21 protein-coding genes are annotated in these 21,196 nt (G+C 68.9%); 8 read left to right on the top strand and 13 right to left on the bottom strand.

Translation table 11 applies throughout. The features are described from left to right. Window positions 1-61: 61 nt before the first annotated feature. The 10 genes from AC1DVI_RS01930 to AC1DVI_RS01885 form a co-directional block, all read right to left on the bottom strand. A complete protein-coding gene (locus AC1DVI_RS01930; RefSeq protein WP_476956539.1) occupies window positions 62-268 on the bottom strand; it encodes a hypothetical protein in 207 nt (68 codons plus the stop codon). Between the two features lie 80 nt (window positions 269-348). After that, on the bottom strand, window positions 349-3,777 hold the full coding sequence (locus tag AC1DVI_RS01925) for a tetratricopeptide repeat protein (RefSeq protein ID WP_476956538.1): 3,429 nt from the start codon (window positions 3,775-3,777) through the stop codon (window positions 349-351). 5 nt (window positions 3,778-3,782) lie between these two features. Next, a complete protein-coding gene (locus AC1DVI_RS01920; RefSeq protein ID WP_035674985.1) occupies window positions 3,783-4,520 on the bottom strand; it encodes a flagellar motor protein MotB in 738 nt (245 codons plus the stop codon). Next, window positions 4,517-5,203, bottom strand: a complete 687-nt coding sequence (locus AC1DVI_RS01915; RefSeq protein WP_247889727.1) for a hypothetical protein — start codon at window positions 5,201-5,203, stop codon at window positions 4,517-4,519. The genes AC1DVI_RS01920 and AC1DVI_RS01915 overlap by 4 nt, the downstream gene beginning before the upstream one ends. A 4-nt stretch (window positions 5,204-5,207) precedes the next feature. Continuing rightward, the gene (locus tag AC1DVI_RS01910; protein ID WP_476956537.1) at window positions 5,208-5,924 is read right to left on the bottom strand and encodes a protein phosphatase CheZ; all 717 of its coding nucleotides are present in this window, start codon (window positions 5,922-5,924) and stop codon (window positions 5,208-5,210) included. 461 nt (window positions 5,925-6,385) lie between these two features. Continuing rightward, window positions 6,386-6,724, bottom strand: a complete 339-nt coding sequence (locus AC1DVI_RS01905; RefSeq protein ID WP_137114835.1) for a con-10 family general stress protein — start codon at window positions 6,722-6,724, stop codon at window positions 6,386-6,388. A 202-nt stretch (window positions 6,725-6,926) separates the two neighbouring features. Next, the gene (locus AC1DVI_RS01900; protein WP_476956536.1) at window positions 6,927-7,883 is read right to left on the bottom strand and encodes a MotE family protein; all 957 of its coding nucleotides are present in this window, start codon (window positions 7,881-7,883) and stop codon (window positions 6,927-6,929) included. Further along, window positions 7,880-8,563 carry a DUF6468 domain-containing protein gene (locus tag AC1DVI_RS01895; RefSeq protein WP_476956535.1) on the bottom strand — a complete coding sequence of 228 codons (684 nt, stop codon included), beginning with the start codon at window positions 8,561-8,563 and terminating at the stop codon, window positions 7,880-7,882. Before AC1DVI_RS01895 ends, AC1DVI_RS01900 begins: the two co-directional genes overlap by 4 nt. Beyond that, window positions 8,560-9,642, bottom strand: a complete 1,083-nt coding sequence (gene fliM, locus AC1DVI_RS01890; protein WP_035674995.1) for a flagellar motor switch protein FliM — start codon at window positions 9,640-9,642, stop codon at window positions 8,560-8,562. Before fliM ends, AC1DVI_RS01895 begins: the two co-directional genes overlap by 4 nt. Window positions 9,643-9,660: 18 nt before the next feature. Next, window positions 9,661-10,182 (bottom strand): flagellar basal body-associated FliL family protein, encoded by a 522-nt coding sequence (locus AC1DVI_RS01885; protein WP_035674997.1) that lies wholly within the window; start codon window positions 10,180-10,182, stop codon window positions 9,661-9,663. Window positions 10,183-10,680: 498 nt separating this feature from the next. On the opposite strand from AC1DVI_RS01885, the gene flgF reads away from it, so the two are divergent. From flgF to flgH, 4 genes are read left to right on the top strand one after another with little or no spacing between them, the layout of a single operon-like run. Beyond that, window positions 10,681-11,403, top strand: coding sequence for a flagellar basal-body rod protein FlgF (gene flgF / locus AC1DVI_RS01880; protein ID WP_476956534.1), 723 nt, complete (start codon window positions 10,681-10,683; stop codon window positions 11,401-11,403). A 27-nt stretch (window positions 11,404-11,430) separates the two neighbouring features. After that, window positions 11,431-12,216 (top strand): flagellar basal-body rod protein FlgG, encoded by a 786-nt coding sequence (gene flgG / locus AC1DVI_RS01875; RefSeq protein WP_035675001.1) that lies wholly within the window; start codon window positions 11,431-11,433, stop codon window positions 12,214-12,216. A 44-nt stretch (window positions 12,217-12,260) separates the two neighbouring features. Beyond that, window positions 12,261-13,031 carry a flagellar basal body P-ring formation chaperone FlgA gene (gene flgA, locus AC1DVI_RS01870; protein WP_476956533.1) on the top strand — a complete coding sequence of 257 codons (771 nt, stop codon included), beginning with the start codon at window positions 12,261-12,263 and terminating at the stop codon, window positions 13,029-13,031. A 12-nt stretch (window positions 13,032-13,043) separates the two neighbouring features. Further along, window positions 13,044-13,829 carry a flagellar basal body L-ring protein FlgH gene (flgH, locus tag AC1DVI_RS01865; RefSeq protein ID WP_476956532.1) on the top strand — a complete coding sequence of 262 codons (786 nt, stop codon included), beginning with the start codon at window positions 13,044-13,046 and terminating at the stop codon, window positions 13,827-13,829. Window positions 13,830-14,006: 177 nt separating this feature from the next. On the opposite strand, the gene AC1DVI_RS01860 is transcribed toward flgH, so the two are convergent. Next, entirely contained in the window at window positions 14,007-14,516 is a 510-nt protein-coding gene (locus AC1DVI_RS01860; protein ID WP_476956531.1) for a hypothetical protein, read from the bottom strand. 523 nt (window positions 14,517-15,039) lie between these two features. Between AC1DVI_RS01860 and AC1DVI_RS01855 the strand changes: the two genes are divergently transcribed. Beyond that, window positions 15,040-17,670 (top strand): tetratricopeptide repeat protein, encoded by a 2,631-nt coding sequence (locus tag AC1DVI_RS01855; protein ID WP_476956530.1) that lies wholly within the window; start codon window positions 15,040-15,042, stop codon window positions 17,668-17,670. A 72-nt stretch (window positions 17,671-17,742) separates the two neighbouring features. Here the strand turns inward: AC1DVI_RS01855 and dksA are convergent, their stop codons facing one another. Both dksA and AC1DVI_RS01845 read right to left on the bottom strand, forming a co-directional pair. Beyond that, entirely contained in the window at window positions 17,743-18,162 is a 420-nt protein-coding gene (dksA, locus tag AC1DVI_RS01850) for an RNA polymerase-binding protein DksA (RefSeq protein WP_035675009.1), read from the bottom strand. Between the two features lie 189 nt (window positions 18,163-18,351). Continuing rightward, complete coding sequence (locus AC1DVI_RS01845; protein ID WP_014240995.1) at window positions 18,352-18,768, bottom strand: flagellar assembly protein FliX; 417 nt, start codon at window positions 18,766-18,768, stop codon at window positions 18,352-18,354. Between the two features lie 252 nt (window positions 18,769-19,020). Between AC1DVI_RS01845 and AC1DVI_RS01840 the strand changes: the two genes are divergently transcribed. The 3 genes from AC1DVI_RS01840 to AC1DVI_RS01830 are packed head-to-tail and all read left to right on the top strand — an operon-like array spanning window position 19,021 to window position 21,096. Beyond that, on the top strand, window positions 19,021-20,193 hold the full coding sequence (locus tag AC1DVI_RS01840) for a flagellar basal body P-ring protein FlgI (RefSeq protein WP_476956529.1): 1,173 nt from the start codon (window positions 19,021-19,023) through the stop codon (window positions 20,191-20,193). Next, the gene (locus tag AC1DVI_RS01835; RefSeq protein WP_476956528.1) at window positions 20,193-20,588 is read left to right on the top strand and encodes a rod-binding protein; all 396 of its coding nucleotides are present in this window, start codon (window positions 20,193-20,195) and stop codon (window positions 20,586-20,588) included. The genes AC1DVI_RS01840 and AC1DVI_RS01835 overlap by 1 nt, the downstream gene beginning before the upstream one ends. Further along, window positions 20,581-21,096: a flagellar basal-body protein gene (locus tag AC1DVI_RS01830; protein ID WP_149163212.1), complete on the top strand. Its 516-nt coding sequence runs from the start codon at window positions 20,581-20,583 to the stop codon at window positions 21,094-21,096. The genes AC1DVI_RS01835 and AC1DVI_RS01830 overlap by 8 nt, the downstream gene beginning before the upstream one ends. Window positions 21,097-21,196: the final 100 nt, after the last annotated feature.

The raw sequence follows: 21,196 nt of genomic DNA, 5'->3' as shown, positions 1-21,196 counted from the left end.
CGCCGTGCCAAGGAAAAAGCCCCTTTCCGATGGAAAGGGGCTTTTTCGTGGAAGAGCAGGGTCAGGCTGCGGGCTTGCGTGGTGGATTGACCGGCGCCATCAGCGCCGAAAAACGCTGATCCATGGATTGCAGCCCCGTCAGCATGATGGACATCTGGCCCTTCAATTCACGGAGATCGCCTTCCATGGCACGCTGACGCTCGCCATCAATCCGTTGGGTGGCGATGATCTGGTCCAGCTTCGACAGGATTTCCGATTCACGGTCCATCACCGAATCCCCTGGGACGCATGAATTCCGATGCAAAACCCTAACACGACTTCCCGCCCCGGTCGAATCCGGAGAAGAACCTAGTTGATCGCCGCACTCTGCTTGCCGCGGTAGTTCTTGAGGAACTTCTGGAACACGTCCACCTCGGCGACGCGGGAGCGGACGGTGTTGACGTCGATCAGCCCCAGCGCCTGCTCCGGCCGGGTCAGCACGCGGAAGGCATCGGCGTCGGGACCGTTGGTCATCGCCGAGCCGAACTCCTTGCGCAGCAGGTTCAGGTTCGTGCCGTCCCCGGCCAGCGCCAACGCCACCGCGCGGTTCAGGACGAGCTGCGAGGTCGCCGGGTTGATCGGCTGGGTCGGGGGCGGTGGCGAGCCGATCAGCTTGTTCAGCGCGAAGGCCGCGGCTTCCCACTTCTGGGCGCGCCACGCGATGTCCACCCGCAGCGAGTTGGCCGGCTTGCTGTCGTCCTCGGAGAGCAGCAGCAGCGCTTCGTCGCCACGGCCCAGCTCGGCCAGAGCCTTGGCCTGCATCAGGCGGCGCTCGCCCACCAGATCCGCCGGCAGGTTCGGCACGTTGGACAGCTCCAGCGCGCGCAGCGCGTCCTCCGGCTTGTTGTCGAGCAGGCGGACGGAGGCGAGCCGGGTGCCAACCTGCGCCTTGTCCTCGCCGGACAGGCGGTATTCCACCTGATGCTGCAACAGGTCGGCGGCACGGTTCAGCAGATCCACGGAGATCAGCCGTTCGGCAAGCTGCCGGATCACCTCGTCGCCCGCCTCTCCCACCGGAGTCAGCTCGCGGAACTGGTCGTAGAGCTGGAGCGCCTCGATCGTCGGCAGCTTCTGTGCCCCGTCCTTGTAAAGGTCGGCGAAGATGCGCGACATCTCGCGGGTGATCTCCTCCGCCCGTGGGGTGTCGGCGACCAGGGCGGCGGTATCCTTCATGGCGTTGAAGCCATCGGCGTACTGGCCAGCGGCGATCAGCACCTCGCCCATGCGCTGGCGGATCTGCATTTCCAGCTCGTCGCCGCGCCACGTGAAGGTCAGGCCGGCCAGTTGCTCCGCCGCCGCGGGCGGCGACATGCGGCCTTCGGCCAGTTGCAGGTTCACCAGCGCCAGCCCGGCCTTGGCCCGGTAATAGCGGTCGAGGCTGTTGTAGGAGGCGGTCAGCTGCTCCAGCGCCCGCTCCGGCTCGTTGGCCTGGGCGTAGTAAAGGCCGCGGAGATACTGGACGTCGGGCCGCTCCTCCGCATCCGTGCCGCCGCGCTCGACGATGCGGTCGAGCAGCCGCTTGGCGAAAGGTGCGTCGCCGGTCTTCAGCGCGGCCTCGGCGGCGCGGGCTGCCAGCTTGGTCAGGATCGGGTCGGGGTAGGAATTCAGGATCGGCGCCGCAGCCTTGAAACCGGCCTGGGCCGCGGGCCAATCGTTGCGGTCCGCCGCGATGGCGGCGCGCCACAGCGCGGCCTCGCCGTTGTTGGCGAGATTCGGGTGGGCGAAATCCTCCGCCGCGGCGTCGGTGTTTCCCGCCAGGAACCGCGCGGCCCCGCGCAGCGCGCGGAATTCCGGCCAGCCTTCCAGGTCGGGCTGGGCCTCCTGCAGCACGTCCATCATGCCGATGGCCTCCTGCCCGAAGCCGTTCGCCAGATAAAAACGGGCGAGGTCGAGCTGGGCGCGGGGCCGTTCGGAATCCGGCGCGTTGACGATGTTGAGCTGAAGGTTCTGCCGCGCCTCGGTGTAATGGTCGAGGTCGCCCTTCTTCCAGGCCGGCAGATCGAACAGGCGGCGTCCGGACGGCACCGGCTTCGGATCGGTGGGCGGAGTCAGCGTGTTGGACGCGCCGCCAGGGGACGGCTTCGGCGGAAGCGACGCCGTCTGCGATGCGGCCGGGCGGCTTCCGGCGTCGGCCATGGGCGACAGGTGGAGGCCCCCGGCCGCGGTCACCTCCACCCCCTCCTTGACCGGACGCACGGTGACGGCGTCGGCGATCGGCCGCACGACGACGCCCTGATAGCTGGGCAGGAGTTCCAGGTCGGCGTAGCGGTGCGATTCGGGAACGGCGTTGCCGGGAACCGGCAGCGGAACGATCTGGAGACGGTCGCCGACGTCGGGGTCGGACAGCGTCACCACGGTCGCCGCGTCCGCGGCGCGCACCAGCAGGCGGGCACCCAACAGGAAATCCGGTTCCGGATCGATCTTCAGCTCGAAGGGCGGCGTGCCGGTCAGGCGGCTGGTCGGCGTGATCTTCCAGCTCGTCCCCTGCCGTTCGATCTTCGGCCAGACCAGCGGACCGATCCTGGTGCGGAAGGCGCTCCCCCCGGTGGCCGGAACCGGCTCGATCGCGCCGACCGTTCCGGCTCCGCCACCGATGGCCTTACCGGCACCGATGGGCAGGGGCTTGTCGAACACGATGTAGAGATGCCCGGCGCGCGGGTAGACGGCGATGGACGCCGGGCCACCCGCGTCGAAGACCAAGGTCGGCCCCTGCGGCTCGGCTTTCGCCGGATCGGGTTTGGCGGCGTCGGCTTTGGCGGTTTCGGGCTTCGCGGGCGCGGCCGCGACCTCCTTCGCCGGGGGAGGCGCCGCAACCGGCTTGGCGACGGCCGGGGGTGTTGCCGCGAGCGGTGGCGCAGCGGCTTCGGCGGAGGGCGGACGCACGGTGGTCGTGGTGGCGCCGGGCGGCGGCGCACTCGCCGCATCGCTCGTCGGCAGACCGGCGCGCGTGCCTGGATTCTGCACGTCGATCACCACGGAGCGGCCCGACTTGCTGTCCTTGACCTCGGCGTCCTGCGGCACGGCGAAGGTGACGGCCAGCGCGCCGTTGGCCTGCCGGAACTGCTCCACGTTCTGGATGTTGCGCAGCGTCGCCTTGGCCACCGGCGCTAGGTCGGCGGTGCCGTTGCGGTCGAACAGCAGCGTGGCCGACGCGCCGTCGCGGCGCAGCGTGTAGTTGGCGCCCTCCGGCCAGGTGAAGGACAGGCGGCTTTGTTCCGGCGTATCGGCCGCGCTGACCGTCACCCGCCCTGCGGAACGCGCCGGAGCGGGTGCGGCCGGTGTCTCGGCCTTGGCGGCTGGAGCGGGGGATTGGGTTGGCGTCTGGCTCTGGGCCTGGGCCGGCGCCTCCGCGGCGGGGGTCAGGTCGAGCGCCACGGCGTTGCCGTTGCGGAAGCTCTTCACCGTCACCGGCCGCTTTAGGTCGAAGGTCACCGTCTTGCCGTCGCCGCCGATCCTCACCCCGGACAGATAGCCGGGCAAGGCCGACACCGCACGGTCCAGCGCCGCGTTGATCGGCTCGTCGAAGCGGACGATCAGCGTGTCGCCCTCCACCGACGCGCTGTAGCCGGTCTGGCGCGGCCAGTCGAAAACCATGCGCCCGAAGGTCTTGTGGGTGGCGGCGCGCACCGGAACGTCGACGGCCCAGGCAGCGGGCGAGACGGCGACCTGGGCGGCGAGCAGAGCCGTGGCGGCCACGAAGCCGCTCAGCCAGCGCCGATATGCCCTGCCCCGCCCCATCCGTTTCACTCCTCCGGCTCCGCATCGGTGGCCGCCCCGGACACGGGCGGCCCCGCCGTCTCCTCGCGCACCACCACATCGACCCGCGCGCCGCCGGGCACCGGATCGATGCCGGGCGCTTCGCTCATCAGGCTGCGCGCCACGAGGTCGCGCTTGTAGCCCGTCTCGCGCAGCAGCGCCGCAACGGCAACCGCGCGCGTCAGGGCGCGTTCCCAGGCCAGCCCCGCGGACTGGTCCTCCCGCTCGGCGTGGCCGACCACCTCGATCCGGTTGCCGATCCGGCCCACCGCCGCGCCCAGCAGATACAGCACGCGCCGCCCCTGGTCGGTGAAGCTGCCGCCGGTCGGATCGAACATCACATGGGCCGGCAGGCCGATCACCACGCGGTCGTCCTCCCGCCGCACCTCCACCGCCGCCAGATCCTCGTTGGCCGCGGTCTGGGTACGAAGCAGGGCGCTGAGATAATCCAGGTTGATCGCCGAATATGACTCCACCGTGGCGGCGTTGAAAGCGGCCTTCGGCTCGGGCGGCGTCGCGGAGGGCGTCACCGCGGTGGAGCGGGCCGACGACAGCGACTTGACCAGCCCGGTCCAGCGCTGCGCCTCCGGCTCGCTCATCGAATACATCAGAACGAAGAAGGCGAGCAGCAGCGACATCAGGTCGGTGAAGCTGATCAGCCAGATCGTCCGGTTGTGGCCGCCGCTCTTGTCCTCGGCCTTGGGCAGCTTGGGGAGGCGGATCATCGGCGCCCTCCCCCCGGCAGATCGTCCATGGCGCGCAGGCTGAACAGCAGGCGGACGGCCCCCGGCGCACCGCGCTCGATGCCCACCGTCACCGCGTCCGCCGGCGCCCCATCGGCGATCAGCAGCCGGGCCAGCGCGCCGGCCCGCACCACCGGGCCGGGCGGCTGGCTGGGACCGCCCGCCGGGCCGATGGACAAAAGCGCGTCCAGCTCGATCCGCTCGCCGGGCCGGTTCTGCAACAACGCGTCGGCCACCCGGTCGATCAGGCCGATGCGGTCCGGGCGCAGGTCCGCCGTGCCGGGCAGGAACAGCTCGTCGGCGGGCAGGCGCACCTCCAGCAGCCGGCCCGGCGTGACGCTGTCCACCTTCGCCACGGCGATGGCGGTGGCGAACAGGTTGCCCAGGCCGTCCAGCCGCTGCACGGCGAAGACGGTGCCGGCGCGCGAGGCCAGCGGGTCGGCCGGCTCGCGCAGGCGGGGGTCGATGTAGAAGGCGGGGAAGCTGCGCTCCAGCGACACCAGAACCGTGCGCACCCGCTGGGCGGTCTGCACGGACTGGGCGTTCAGAACGATGAAGAAGACGAGCAGCAGCAGGAACAGCGACAGCAGAAGCACGACGCTTCCGTTGTTCGGGTTCGGCCGGCTGCCCGACAGGTCCGGCTTCCTGTGGCCGGGCGCAGCCATGGGATTAGTCGAAGCTCGCCAGCAGACGGTCGATCTCGTCCTGGTCCATGGCGGCGCTGGTCATCTGCGGCCCGTGCAGCAGCCCGGCCTCCGGATCGTCCGCCGGACGGTCGGTGGCGAAGTTCGGCGACGAATCGGTGTGAACCTCGGCCGCGGCGACCGCGGCGGCGGGGCGAGTGTGGTTCTGCCGGACTTCGTCGCCGAAGGCCGCGACGATCATGTCCACCTTCGATTCGATGTGCTTGAGCGTGCGCACGACCTTGGAAATGCGCTGGCCGGTGATGTCCTGGAAGTTGCAGGCCTCGAAGATCTTGGTCACCTGCTCGGTCAGCTTCGCGGAGTTCTCCGGGTCGATCTGGCCGGAAATGCCGGTGATGACGTCGCAGGCGTCGAAGATGGCGAAGGTCGCCTGCTCCGTGGCGCCGACGACGGCATCCAGCTCATCGGTGGCGTTGGGGATGTGCTGGTCGCGGATTTCCGCGGGCTGGAGCGCCGCCAGCTCATGCTTTGCACTCTCGATGAAGCGTGCGAGATCCACCACCTCCTTGTACAGGCGCAGGTCGGTGGCGGAAATGTCGCCGTCCATGCTGCCGAGGATGGAGCGGACGATGTCCGTCACCTCCTCGCGGCTCAGCGGCTGGGCCGCTTCGGCATGGGCGGCGTCGAGCTGCTGGCGCAGGAGCTTCTGGTCGGCGAGCAAGGAGGAAACGGGCGGGGCCATGTGCGTTCCGATGTGAGCGTTCCGTGGTCTTGTCCGGCCTGCGTGCGATCGGGTGCGTCGGCCGGCCCGGACGCAGACGCCGGAAGCGGGTTCGACCCAACCTCGCGTCCTCGCACGGCCGCCGCCGACTCGGAGCCTCGTCAGCCTTTCCAACCCTAGTTTCGCTCGGTTAACACGCCGTTAAGCGCCTGAAACGTCGCAACGCAAAGACGGGACGGAATCGCCCAACCGGAAGGAAAGCGGAAGCGTTGTTCTGCGCCCGCGCGCCTTCGACCAACGCTCGCCATTGTCGAACTTTAAAGAGAGCTGCGGCAATTTGTTTCAATCCGAGTCCGCAAACGAACAAAGGGCCGCCTTGGGGGCGGCCCTTCTTCACCGTTGCACCGTGCGACTGTTCCGTCAGGCTGGTGCGCCAATGAAACAGTCAGGGGTGAAACGTTCCGGTAAAACAGTCCCGGCGGTCAGCTGCCGCTGCTCCGCCCGCCACCATGGCTGTGTTCGCCGCCCTTGCGGCCCGCTTCCGATGCACGTTCCGGATCGTTCTTGAAGTTGCCGCCGGACGCCTGACCACCCTTGTGGCCGGCTTCCGACGCACGCTCCGGATCATTCTTGAAGTTGCCGCCGGATGCCTGGCCACCCTTGTGGCCGGCTTCGGAGGCGCGCTCCGGGTCGTTCTTGAAGTTGCCGCCGGAAACCTGGCCGCCCTTGTGGCCGGCTTCAGCCGCACGCTCCGGATCGTTCTTGAAGTTGCCGCCGGAGTGCTGACCGCCCGAGCTACGGCCCTGGTTCTGGTCGTTCATCTTGTCTCCTTCCTTCTTGTTGTTGGGCAAACTTGCGTTGCCCGAACACGCCGGAGCCAACATGAACCGAAGCCGACCGTTGCAGGCCTTCTACCATCCTGACAGTACGTGTACGTATATTCAGTAGATGCGCCGGCGGCGGCGTGTATGACCAACCGCACGGTCATACCCGCCTTCCCGCCACCTCAACCAAAGAGCGTATTCAGTTCCTCGGTGCCGCGGGCACACCGCGCCGCTCGATGAGCGCGGAGGTCAGCTCCTTGGCCTTCAGCGGGTCCATCGCGGCCAGGATCGGCGCCGTCTTGGTTTCCTTCATCTTCTCCACCACCCCCAGCAGGACCGGCATGTCCAGCTCCTCGAAGATGCGGGCGGCCTCCTTGGGCTTCATCGTCTCGTAGATCTTCACGAGGCTCTCGAGCTGGGCGGTCTGCTTCTCGTCGCCCTGGCGCATCAGCTTCTGAATGTCGGTGCGAACCTTGTCCATCTCCTGCACCTTCTGATCGATGCGCTTCTCGGCGGCGGTCAGCAGGGCCTCGCGCTGCTCCAGCTCCTTGGTGCGGCGCTCGATCTCGGCGCGGCGCTCGGCGAAGTGCTGGAGAAGCTCCTCGTTCTTCACCGGGCCGAGGGCGGCGTTGTCCGGCGGCGTCGGGTTGGGCGGCGCGCCGTTGCTGGACCCGCCCTGGGCCGGGGCCGGTTCGGACGAGGGCTTGGCGCCGTTGGCGGCAAGTTGCATCGGCGGGGCCGGAACGGCGCTCTGTCCCTGCGCCAGGGTCGCCGGGAACTCCGGCAGGCGGGCGTCGCGCGTGGTGATCCGCCACAGGTCGCCGACGCGCACTCCCAGCATCAGGACGGCGACGAAGATGGTCAGCGGCAGGATTCGGAACCGCCACGCCTTCATCTTCTCGCGCATGCGCTCCGACAGCGGGCGGCGCGGAACGGCGGGCTTGCGCTTGGCCTTGGGCTTTAGCTTGGCCTTCGGCTTCGCTTTGGCCGCGGCTTGTACGGCGGGTTGCGCGGCACCCTGGGCCGGCGGTTGGCCGGCAACGCTCGGGCTGGTGCGTACGCCGGTCGGGGTGGCCCCGGCCGGCCGGATCACGACCTTGGGCTCCCCGCCCGTTGCGGCGGCCGTGCCCTTCGCGGTGGTGGTGGCGTCGCTCATCCGACCCCCTTGCCGGCGTTCTCGATGGCTTGCAGAAGTTCACGTTCGGCGCGGGACAGGCTCTCGCCCTCGCGCAGGATGGGATCGGGCGCCGGCACCGGGCGGCGCGCCAATGGCTCGGCACGCAGCGGGTCGGCACGCAGCGGCTCGTTCCGGAAGGCGGCGGAACGCAGCGGCGGCAGATCGTCGTGATCGATGTGACCGTCGTCGTGGAGATCGTGGCCGTGGAGATCGTGGCCGTGGAGATCGTGATCGTCGTGGCCAAGATCGTCCTCAACGATCGGGCGCGACGCCACGGGCGGGCGGGCGGCCAAGCCCGGACGCGCCGCCGGACGCACCGCCGGCCCCGATTTCGGCCGCTCCCCACCGACGTTGCCCAGCCGATTGGCCATGGCGTCGGCGGCCTCGATCATGAATTCCAGCTCGTCGCGCAGGGTCTGCGCCTTGGCGACCGTGCGCTGAAGGTCTTCGCCGGTCTCATGGGCCGTCTTCTTCAGACCGCGCACGCCGGTTTCGGCGCGCGACATGGCCTCGTTCAGGCCACGCACCAGCTCGGCCATCTCGCCGCGGCTCTCGCGCAGCTTGATGATCTGCCGATTGAGGATGATCGCGTAGGCGATGGTCGCGGCCAGCAGCCCCACCATCACCAGATCGAGGACGAGCGTGAGGGTCGGGCTCATAGCCGCATGACCTCCTGCTTGGGCAGCTCCCGCTCGATCCGCACGGCGATGTGCCCGCCCTTGCGGCCCATGCGGCCTTGGAACATGGAAACGTCGCCGCAGCGCAGCTCGATGGTGCCGTCCGGCGTGGCGTTCAGAAGGATTCGCGTGCCGACGCGCCAGTTCAGCACATCGTGCAGGGTCATCGTCACCTCGTCCAGCACCGCGGAGATGTCCACGTCGGTGACCAGCAGTTCCGAGGCGAGGTGGGTTTCCCAGATCGAGTCGCGGCCGAACTTCTCACCCATGAACATCTGGAGCAGAAGCTCGCGCACCGGCTCCAGCGTCGCGTAGGGGATCATCAGCTCCAGGCGCCCGCCGCGATCCTCCATGTCGATGCGCAGCTTGACCAGCACCGCCGCGTTGGCCGGGCGCGCGATGGTGGCGAAACGCGGGTTGGTCTCCAGCCGGTCGAAGCGGAAGGTGACGGGCGACAGCGGGTCGAAGGCGGCGGACAGGTCGGACAGCACCACATGGACCATGCGCTCCACGAGGTTGCGCTCGATGGTCGTGTAGGGGCGGCCTTCGATGCGCATCGCCGCGGTGCCGCGCCGCCCGCCCAGCAGCACGTCCACGATGGAGTAGATCAGCGCCGAGTCCACGACCATCAGGCCGTAGTTGTCCCACTCCTCCGCCTTGAAGACGGACAGCATCGCCGGCAGCGGGATGGAGTTCAAATAGTCGCCGAAGCGCACCGAGGAGATCTGGTCGAGGCTGACCTCGACGTTGTCGGAGGTGAAGTTGCGCAAGGACGTGGACATCATGCGGACGAGGCGGTCGAAGACCACCTCCAGCATGGGCAGGCGTTCGTAGTTGACCAGCGCCGAGTTGACCAGCGCCATGATGCCGGAGTTGTCGCCGTCCCCGGCCCCGCCCTGGTCGAAGCCGAGCAGGCTGTCGATCTCGTCCTGGTTCAGGACGCGGGTCGAACCGCCGCCGCCCATGTCCGCCATGTCGCCCATGTCGCCGCCGTCTTCGGCGAGGGCGGCCCATTCGGCGGCAAGGCGTTCTTCTTCGCTCAGTTCCTCGGTGTTGCTCATGGCCCGTTTCCGCCGCCCCTACTGGACCAGCATTTCCTTGAACAGAACGTCCTTGACCTTCACCGGATGGGCGGACGCGGTGATCCGCATCAGCAGCTCCTGGCGCAGGCGGTACATGCCCGCCGACCCCTTCAGGTCCTCGAGCCGCAGTTCGCGCAGATAGACCTGGAAATTGTCGATGATGCGCGGCAGCACATGCTCGATCGCCGGTATGTCCTCGCCCTTCGCGAGCTGGATCGAGATCTTGATCTTCAGGAAGGCCGGACGCTTGCCGCTGCTGTTGAGGTTCACCAACATGTCCGGCAGGTCGTAGAAGACCGGCGCCGCGTGGGGATCGGGCTGCGCCGGTTCGGCCGGCACCTCCGCGTGCTCCTCCTTCTTGCCGAGCAGCGAATCGAGCAGGCCGCTGAAATACACGCCCGCACCGGCGCCGATCAGCAGCACCAGCGGCAGGATGACGAACAGGACCAGTTTCTTGCCGCTGAATTTCTTGCGCGGCAGGCCATCGGTCGGAACGTCGTCTTCAGCGTGCGCGGTCATGGAATCCTAAGCGCGAGCGGTGGCGGAGCGTGGCCTTACCAGCGCAGCAACCCTATCTTTCGGATAGTTAACAAAGCCTTTCAGGCATGGTCCGGGGCTGTGACAGAAGCGCAACCACGGACAGCGGCACGGTTCTTGATTGGGGCATCGCCGGAGATCCCCGTCAACCGAGGAGCGAACGCCCGAGCCACGCCCGCAGTCCCCTTCCGCAGCACCCTTCCCCGCCTCGTCTGCCGACCGTCCGCCCGCTTCCGGCCGATGGAGCGGCCTTGTGTGACCCGCGCGCGATCCGCGCCGCGGCAACGGGACGCTTTTGCCCGGCGGCGGGCGGCAGCCCTTGCCAGCCCACCGGCAGTTCTTGCCCGGCAGGCGCTTCCCCGGCGGCGGCGGCGGCCATCAATGCCGCCCTTCCGGCTCTTCTCGGCGTTGGCACGCACCGTGCATTGCCATTTGCGCCGGTCGGGACGATGCCCCGGCCCGAATGGAAAGAGGCCGCCGATGGAAAACCCGATCTACGTGTCCCTGTCGCGCCAGCTCACCCTGCGCCGCCAGTTGGACGTGATCTCGAACAACATCGCGAACATGAACACCACGGGCTTCAAGCAGCAGCGCATGCTGTTCACGGAGTTCCTGGAGCGTCCGGGCATGCACGAGCAGGTCAGCTTCGTGCAGGACCGCGCCGTGGTGCGCGACCTCTCCGCCGGCGGAATGATGCAGACCGGCAATTCGCTGGACCTGGCGCTGACCGGCCACGGCTACTTCACGGTCGATACGGCCAGCGGCCCCCGCTACACCCGCGCCGGCAACTTCCGCCTGAACGACCAGCGCCAGATCGTCGACGGCGGCGGCCTGCCGGTCCTGGGCGACAACGGCCAGCCCCTGGCCATCCCGAACGGCACCAGGGACATCATGGTGTCCGGCGACGGCACCGTCTCGACCGAGCTGGGTCAGGTGGGCCGGCTGAACATCGTCACCTTCCGCAACGAGCAGCTGATGACCGAGGTCGGTGCCGGCCTCTACGTCAGCGACGAGGAGCCGCAGGCGGCTCCCGCCGATACGAAGGTGGCACAGGGAATGCTTGAGAATTCGAACGTGAAGCCGGTGGTGGAGATGACGGCGCTGATCGAGATCCAGCGTCAGTACCAGTCCAACCAGAAGCTGATCGAGAGCGAGCACGAGCGCATCCGCAGCGCCGTCCAGAAGCTGGGCCGCACGGCCTGATCGACCGCGTACAAGGAGTAAGGAACCATGCGCAGCCTCGCCATCGGCGCCACCGGCATGATCGCCCAGCAGTTGAACGTCGAGACCATCTCGAACAACATCGCCAACGCGACGACGACCGGCTTCAAGAAGCAGCGGGCCGAGTTCCAGGACCTGCTGTACCAGAACTTCCGCCGCATCGGCTCCACCTCGTCGGACGCCGGCACCATCGTGCCGACCGGCGTGCAGGTGGGCGCCGGCGTGCGCGTCGCCGCGGTGGCCCGCGTGCTGGAGCAGGGCAACCTGACCGTCACCGACAACAAGCTGGACGTCGCCATCAACGGCTCCGGCTATTTCCAGGTGCAGCTCCCCAGCGGCGACACGGCCTACACCCGCGCCGGCAATTTCAAGCTGTCGCCGGAGGGCATCATCGTCACCGCCGACGGCTATCCGGTGCAGCCGGCCATCACCATCCCGGCGGAAGCCGTCGATGTCGCCATCAACGCCTCGGGCGAGGTGATGGTGAAGCTGGACGGCCAGGTGGCCCAGCAGAATGTCGGCCAGCTCCAGCTCGCCACCTTCGCCAACGCGGCCGGCCTGGAAGCCGTCGGCGACAATCTGTTCCTGCAGACCGGCGCGTCGGGTGAGGCGGTCGGCGGCAACCCCGGCGCTCCCGGTTTCGGCCGCGTGGTGCAGGGCGCGCTGGAGACCTCCAACGTCAACATCGTGCAGGAGATCACCACCCTGATCTCCGCCCAGCGCGCCTACGAGATGAACTCCAAGGTCATCAAGACCACCGACGAGATGATGCAGCAGGCCTCGCAGCTCCGCTGATCCCATCACCGTCGCAAGGCTTGTTCTTTCAAGGAATTCCCGCCATGTCCCGCCCCGCTCTCCGCATCCTCGGCACCGCCCTTCTCGTCGCCGCCCTCGCCGGCGGCCAGACGGTCTTTGCCCGGACGGCCCTCGCCCAGACGATGGACGGCGCGGCCTCGGCGGCGGTGGTCTACAGCCCGGCCCATGTCGAGGCGGTGTTGTCCGACGCGCTGTCCCGCCAGATCACCACGGGCCGCCTGCAGATGGAGATGGACAATCGGGCGGTGGAGCTGCGCGCCCCGGCGGGCGCCGGCAGCCTGACGGTGGAAAACCTCTACTACAACCCGGTGCAGGGCCGCTTCGCCGCGGAGATGATCGTTGCCGACACCCGTCCGGTCGTGCGCCTTCCGGTGTCGGGCCGCGCTTATGGCGTGGTCCAGGTTCCGGTGCTGTCGCGGCGCATCGCGCCCGGCGACGTGATCGGCCCCGGCGACGTGGATTGGCAGGACGTGCGCGCCGACCTGGCCGGCAGCGACATCGCCGCCACCGACGCCCAGCTCATCGGCCTGACGCCGCGGCGCGGCGTTCCCGTGAACCAGCCGGTGCGGCTGCGCGACCTCCAGTCGCCGCGGGTCGTGGACAAGGGCTCGCTGGTCACCATCACGCTGGCCACCGAGAACCTGACCCTGTCGGTCCAGGGCAAGGCGCTGCAGGACGGCGGTCGGGGCGACGTGATCCGCGTCGTCAACACCCAGTCGAACCGCATCCTCGAGGCGACCGTCGCCGGCCCCAGCATCGTCGCCGTGGCAAAGCCCGGCCTCACCGCGAAGTAAGGAGAAAGCTCCATGTCCGCCTTCAGGATGTCCGCCCCCACGCACACCGCCCGCATGGCGTTCCGCTTCGCTCTGCTCGCCGCCGTCGCCGCCGGCCTTCCCGCCTGCAACGCCATGTCGCGCGTGGCGGACATCGGCTCCGCTCCGGAACTCACCAAGATCAAGGACCCGCAGGCGCAGCCCGGCTACCAGCCCGTCAGCCTGCCGATGCCCACCCCGCTGCCGACGGAGCGCAACCCGAATTCCCTGTGGCGGACCGGCGCCAAGGCCTTCTTCAAGGACCAGCGCGCGGCCAAGGTCGGCGACCTGCTGACCGTCGACATCCAGATCAACGATCAAGCCCAGCTCAACAACCAGACCACACGCACCCGCGGCAATTCCGAGAAGGCCGGCATGCCGAGCTTCCTCGGCTTCGAAGGCAAGGCCCTGCAGCGCGCGCTGCCCGACGGGGTGAGCGCCGACAGCCTGCTGGATCTCTCCAGCTCGACCTCCAACGACGGCAAGGGCGCGATCAACCGCAAGGAGCAGATCACCCTGAAGGTGGCCGCGCTGGTCACCCAGTCTCTGCCCAACGGCAACATGGTCATCCAGGGCCGGCAGGAGGTCCGTGTGAACTACGAGGTGCGCGACCTGATCATCACCGGCGTGATCCGGCCCGAGGACATCACCGCGCAGAACACCATCAGCTACGAAAAGGTCGCCGAGGCCCGCATCTCCTACGGCGGACGCGGCCAGATCACCGACGTGCAGCAGCCCCGTTACGGCCAGCAGCTGTTCGACATCATCATGCCCTTCTGATCCGAGGGCGTTCGAGACGGCGAGGCTGAAAAGCACAAGCCATCACACCGGAAGGGAGCGCACATCCCCTTCCGGCCGATTGCCCGGGGGGCCTCGGCCTTCTTTCACGCGTGGGCGGGAAGTTTCTGCCGCCCGGCTGGATCTGCCGTGCCCTTCCTGCCGTCCCTCGGCGCCCCGTCACCCGTTCCGAGCCAGAAGCGCCTCGTAACGCCGAACGGTGTCCCGCATCTCCTCCAGGATCATGCGCTGTTCCTCGTTCGCCGCCCGCATGCGCTCCGCATCGGCACGCGCTTGCTCGGCATGAAGCCGGGCCTCCTCGGTGAAACGCCGGGTGGCCTCATGAAGCAGCCGCGCCTGTTCCTCGGCGCTGCGCGCATCCTCCGCCGCGAGCCTGGCCACCTCCGCGGATCGGCGAAGCTCTTCGTCCAGGAGACGCGTCCCCTCGGCGTCCTGCCGCTGCGCCTCGCCGGTGATCCGCCCCTCTTCGGCTATGAGTCGCGCTCCTTCCGCCTCGACATGGCGCTGGAAGCTCGCGGATCGCTCCTCTTCGGCCTCCTCGCGCATCCGTTCCGCCCCGGCACGGGCGTCCTCGGCCCTGCTGCGCCGCGCCTCGCTGCGCCGCCGCCAATCCTCCGCATCCGCGTCCTGCGCCTCAGCGCGGTTCAGCGGATGATGTGCCTGGGTCATCGGACCTCCCTTTCAGCAGGCGATGAGACCCTTCCAACGCCTTCTCGGCAGAGCGCAGACGTTCGTCGGACCGGTCCAGCAGACGCTTCCTTCGCGTCTGCGTCTCACGGACCAGGGCCTGCAATGTCTCGATCCGCTTCAGGAGTTCCATTTCACCCTCAACAGGCCGTTCTGGCAACCCGCACCAACGGGGCGAGCCGGCAGCCGATTAGGCTGCGCGGCGAATCGCGCGAAAGCGCCACGCCGAAGGGCGAAGCAGCCATCGGAAGGCGTCCTTCATTCGATAGTGGATGGCAACAGGGAGAGGCAGCCCGTTTCCCCGGCTGGCCTGGAACAGTCCCGGCCGATAGATTGACGGCTCCTTGCAGCGGGCTCGCGGCCGGCCCGAGCGAACCAAGCTCCGACAGAGGGGCGGGCCGCCCATTCTTCATCTCATGGTCAGGATCCTGCCGACTCCGGACGCCCCCTCCGTCGCTGGCACTCTCCTGTTGACAAGGCCATGCGGTTGAAGACCACTGGCGTCATGGCAACCATTCAAGAAGCGCTGGTCATCGCGCTCGACCACCATCAGGCCGGACGCCCGGCGGAGGCGGAGATCCTATGTCGGCGCATCCTCGACGCCGACCCGGATCAAGCCGCCGCTTGGCATCTTCTGGGCATCATTCACGCGCAGGCAGGCCTCTTCGCCGAGGCCGAGACCCTGCTCGGCGAGGCGCTTGCCCGCGCGCCGGGGCCCGACCTGCACCGGCACCGCGCCATGGCCCGGCAGGAGGCCGGCGATCTGGAAGGCGCGGTCGCCGACTACCGGGAAGCCGCCCGGCTGACCCCGGCGATGACCGACGCCTCGCTCAACGCCGGAATCCTGCTGGAGCGGCTTGGACGCCACGGAGAGGCGCTGGACGCCTACAGGGCCGCCCTGAAATCCAACGGCGAATCCGACGGCGAATCCAACGGTGGACATGCCCGCGCCGCCACCCATATTGGCCGGCTGCTGCTGGCCGACGGCGATGCGGCGGAGGCGGAAGTCATCCTGGAACGCGCGGTCCGCGCCGACCCGACCGTGCTGGAAGCCTGGTATCATCTGATGGACGCCTGCGCACGGTCCGGCAACGCCACCGGAGCCGAAGCCGCGCGGCGACGCGCCCTGGCGCTGGCGCCGGATTTCTTCGGCATTCTGGCCCGTGCGCCGGACAGCGGCGACGATCCAGACGCGGCGGCCCGGCGGCTCGGCTGGGCACGGACGCTGGAACCGCAGCGGCCCGAGCCGCTGTGCAACCTCGCCGCCACCCGCTTGCGGCAAGGCCGCTTCGCGGAGGCCGACGCGCTCTACACGGCCCATCTGGAGCGGACTCCCACCGACTCCACGGGCTGGAGCGCGCGGGCGGTCTGCCGGATGGAAGCCGGCGAAGCGGACGAGGCCGAAGCCGACGGGCGGTGGGCACTCGCGCTCGACCCGGCGGCGGAGGGGGCGCTGGCCACCCTGTCGGTCCTGCGGAGCCGGCAGGGCGACCCGTTCGCCGCCGGCCTTCTGCACCGCCGGATGCGCCGCCTGGCGAACGGCTCCGCGCCGGCCGGCGACGACGATCTGGACGCGCTGATCCGGGCGACCGCCGCGGCCATGCCCTTCCTGGCCGAAGCCTCCCATCCCGAGCACCGGAACGCCGCGGCGCGGGGCTTCAACCCGCATCTGCGCGTCCGCCACCACGACACCGAGATCCGTGACCGCATCACCGCCTTCTGGTCGGGCGCGCCGCTGAACGCCGGGGCACGGTTGGCGCTGCGCTCCATGGTGGCGCAGGGTCATCCGGTGCATCTTTTCAGCTACGGGGATCCCGCCCTGCTGGGCCGGGTGCCGGACGGCGTGCGGGTAGAGGACGCCGGAGCGGTGGTGCCGCACCATGTCTACGACCTCTGCGTCCGCAGCGCCGAGATCCGCTATTTCAGCGACATCTTCCGCTACGCCGCGCTGCACGCCTTCGGCGGCTGGTGGCTGGACACCGACGTCGTCCTGCTGAAGCCGCTGAGCTTCGGCCCCGGCCACCTGTTCTGCTCGCAATGGCATGGCCTGGAGGCCGGCCACGCCCTGGTCGGCGACGCCATCCGCGCGCCGCGGGGATCCGTCCACATGCGCCGGCTGTTCGAGGAGTCGATGCGCATTCTGATGAGCGGCAGCGACCGCCGCTTCGGCGCGGTCGGCCCGCTGCTGCTCAGCCGCTACGTGCTGACCGGGCCGGGACGGGAGTTGCTGGACCGCGTGCTGCCCCCGACGGTCTTCAACGCCGTCGACTGGACGGAGCATTCCTGGCTGGCCGAGAACAATGGGCGGGCACTGGCCCTGCTGGCGGACGAGCGGGTCGCCGGTGTGCATTTGTGGAACGGCATGTGGGGTCCCGGCGGCCCGCCGGTTGAGGACGCCGACGCGGAGTCGGTGCTGGGCCGGCTGGCCGATCTGCACGATGCGGACGGCACCCTGTCGGCCCTCGCCGTCCGTTTCCACTCCGACAAGGGCCCCCGTCTGGGCAGCGAGCGGCTGGGGCATCACTACACGCGGGTCTACGACGCGCTGTTCGCCCCACGGCGGTTCGAGGCGCTGCGCATCCTGGAAATCGGCCTGTGCCGCGGCCGGGTCGAGGGGTGGAAGCAGGATGACGTGCCGAGTCTGCGCATGTGGGAGCGCTATTTCCCGAACGCCACCCTCGTCGGGGCGGACATCGAGGATTTCTCGGCCTTCGATGGCGGGCGGGTGACGACCCGGCGCGTCGACCAGGGCGATGCCGACGGTCTGCGGCGTCTCGCCGATGAGGACGGCCCCTTCGACATCGTCATCGATGACGGCTCCCACGCCTCGCGCCATCAGCAGATGACGCTGGCCGCCCTCTTCGGCCGGCTGCGCCCCGGCGGGGTTTACGTCATCGAGGATCTGAACTGGCAGCCCCCGGACGTCGAACATCCGGAGGACCGTCTCACGCTCGACGTCCTGCGCGGATTCATGGAGAACGGCCGGATCGACAGCCCGCACATTGCGGCGGCGGAATGCCGCGCCCTCGAATCGGCGATGGGCCGCGTGGAGCTGTACGACAGTCTCAGCGAACTGGTCGGGGCGGAACGCATGGCCGGTCTGGCGGTGATCCACCGCCGCGACGGCAGCTCCTGACGGACGAAAGCCCCCGCCGGGATCGGTGGAGGCTTGTCCGAGGCGCGGCCGGAGACGCGAACAAGCGCCGCGTCAGTCGTCGCGCTGGGTACGCTCCATGCGCTCGTGCCGCTCCTGGGCTTCCAGGCTCAGCGTCGCGATGGGGCGGGCGTCGAGGCGGCGGACGGAGATGGGCTCCCCCGTTTCCTCGCAGTAGCCGTAGGACCCATCCTGCAACCGTTCCAGCGCCGCGTCGATCTTGGAGATCAGCTTGCGCTCGCGGTCGCGGGTGCGGAGTTCCAGCGCCCGGTCGGTCTCCGCCGACGCGCGGTCGGCGATGTCCGGTTCCTGGATGCCGCCTTCCTGAAGGCTGCTCAGGGTCTCGCTGGATTCGGCCAGCAGCTCCGCGCGCCAGCGCAGCAGCTTCTGGCGGAAATATTCCCGCATCACGGGATTCATGAACTCCTCGTCTTCCGACGGGGTGTAGTTCTTAGGCAGAAGCGGAGACGACATCCGAGAGCATCCAACGCAAAAGGGTGATCCGGGCGGCGCGGAGTATAGGTAGGCGCATCGGCAACCGCAACCCTGCGCTTCGCCTATCGAAGCGCGAACAAGCCCTTGGAGAAGCAAAGTTTTGTGAAAGGTTCGGCGATGGCCGTACGGCCGATGCCGAAAAGCCGGTCCTAGGGCCGGAAACGGCGCTCAGGGGGTGAGCTTCGCAAGCTCGACCTGGGCGCGCAGGTCGATCTGGTCAAGAATGTCGGCCAGCCGCGGATCGTCCACATGGACGCGGCGCGACTGCACCACCTTCACGAGGTCCATCAGCTTCTGCGCCGGAAGCGTGCCGGCCAGAAGCCCGTGCTGGATCTCCTCCAGCTTGTCGAGCATCTCCTCGGCGCGCATCTTGCCGCGCGACGCGCGGGCCGTGGCGTCGTCCACCTCCTGCAACGCCAGCACGCTGGCGATGCCGGCCAGCGGTGCCGCGGCATGGACGCCCTGCGCGGTGTTGGTCTCGCCGACGAGCTGCTTGGAAAAGGACGCACCGGACGAGCCTTCGGCCTTCCCCGTGCGCCGGACCGAGCTGCTGCCGCGAAGTTTTCCGGGGCCTTCGACTTTCATGTTCCGTGCAACCGGTTTCGGAAAAGCGCGATACTCTAGATGGAAGCACCTTAACATCCGGTCAAGGTTTGCCGCAATCGGGCAAAAATTGCCCCGCTTCCGTGACATAAAGCGGTCGGACAGGGTGCCAATTTCCGGCCTTTTCATCCGGCGCCGCCGCTTCCCCTTGGCGATCCCGCGCTTTGCCTGCCATCCGCGGTTCTGGCACGCCGTTTGTATAGGAAGGGACAGCCGTTGAGGAGTGTCCCCGCCATGACCGCCACCGTCCTGCCTCGTGCCGCCCTGCGCCATGCGCCCCGCGCCGCCGTCCTGCTGCGCGCGGTCGCGATGCTGGCCGCGCTGGCCGCGGCGCTGCTCGCGCTGTCGGCGCCGGCCTCGGCCTCGTCGGCGCGGATCAAGGACGTGGTGGACGTCGAGGGCGTGCGCGACAACATGCTGATCGGCTACGGCCTGGTGGTCGGCCTGAACGGCACGGGCGACAGCCTCAACAACTCGCCCTTCACCGAGCAGAGCTTGGTCGGCATGCTCGAACGGATGGGCGTCAACACCCGCGGCACCAACCTGCGCACCAAGAACGTGGCGGCGGTGATGGTGACGGCGACCCTGCCGCCCTACTCCGCCCAGGGCACGCGCATCGACGCCACCGTGTCGGCGATGGGCGATTCGAAAAGCCTGCTCGGCGGCACGCTGCTCGTCACCCCGCTGCTGGGCGCCGACGGCGAGGTCTACGCCGTGGCCCAAGGGCCGATCGCCGTCTCCGGCTTCTCCGCCCAGGGCCAGGGGGCCAGCGTGACTCGCGGCGTCCCCACCTCGGGCCGCATTTCCTCGGGCGCCATCGTCGAGCGCGAGATCCAGTTCTCGCTGGCCGAGCTGCCGGTGCTGCGCCTGTCGCTGCGCAACCCGGACTTCACGACGGCCCAGCGCGTGGCCACCGCCATCAACATCCAGCTCCGCGGCAACCGCGCGCAGGCCACCGACCCTTCCTCGGTCCTGCTGAGCGTGCCGGAGGCGCGGCGCGGTGACATCGTCGGTCTGATCACGGAGATCGAGCAGCTCCGTGTCACCCCCGATCAGATCGCCCGCGTGGTGGTGGACGAGAAATCCGGCGTGATCGTGATGGGCGAGAACGTCCGGATCTCCACCGTCGCCATCGCCCAGGGCAACCTGACGATCCGCGTCACCGAGACGCCGCAGGTCAGCCAGCCCGGCCCCTTCAGCCAGGGCGAGACCGCCGTGGTGCCGCGCACCGACATCCAGGTGGACGACCAGTCCAACAACCGCCTCGCCGTGATGAATTCCGGGGTGACGCTCCAGGAGTTGGTACAATCCTTGAATGCGCTTGGCGTGGGTCCCCGGGACATGATCGCCATCCTTCAGTCGATCAAGGCCGCCGGAGCCCTGCAGGCGGAGATCGAGGTGATCTGATGGATACGACGCTTTCCCTTCCCGGCCTTCCGCCTCCGCGCCTGCCCGCGGCCGCCGAGCGCGCCCAGACCAGTGCGCAGGCCGGCTTCCGGACGGCGGTGCGGACCGATCTGGTTGACCCCAAAAGCGCGGAAAGCAAGGTGGACCCGGCGATCCGCGCCAAGCTCCGCCAGTCCGCGAACGAGTTCGAGAACGTCTTCGTCTCCCAGATGCTGGGTCACATGCTCGACGGGATCGAGGTGGACGAGACCTTCGGCGGCGGCCATGGCGAGGAGATGTTCCGCTCCATGCTGACCAACGAATACGGCAAGCAGGTGTCCCGCAGCGGCGGGTTCGGCATCGCCGATCAGGTTTACCGCGAGCTTCTGCGCGCACAGGAGGGCAACCATGGATAAGGTCGACGTCCGTTTCCCGCAGCCGTCCAAGGCTCCCGCCGCCAATCTCCCCAAGAACGCCGAGGAGCGCGCCGTCGCGCTGGTCGAGCTGATGAACCGGCTGAGCGCGCATCTGGCGCGAGAGACCGAGGCCGTGATGCGCCACTGCACCAGCGCGGAACTGGCCCGGTTGGGGCGCGAGAAGCAGCCGATGATGCTGGTCTACGAGGAGGTGTCGCGTCTGCTGCGCGTGGACCGCGAGGGCATGGCGGCCCTGCCCGACGAGGCCAAGGCCCAGCTGCGCGAGGCCACGCGCGGCCTGTACGAGGCGTCCGCCGCCAACGCCGACGCGCTTCGCCGGAACAGCACGGCGCAGAAGATCCTGGTGGACACCGTGGTCGGCGCCATCAACCGCGCCCGGCAGACCACCACCCCCGCCTACGGCACCGCCCCGGTTCCGCCCCGCGCGACCTACGTCACGCCGAGCCATGGGCCGTCCACGTCCGCTACCTTGAACACCCGGCTCTGACGCCTCCGCCAGAGCCGCCATCCGCACCAGGGGCCGTCCGACCGGGCGGCCCTTTGGCGTTGCCGGGTCCGGCAAGAAGCGCCGGGCACCCGGCGGAAAT

Source organism: Azospirillum sp. P4_B5, from assembly GCF_056402275.1.
The sequence above is the reverse complement of the archived record's forward strand: the minus strand, read 5'-3'. Positions and strand labels throughout refer to the sequence as shown.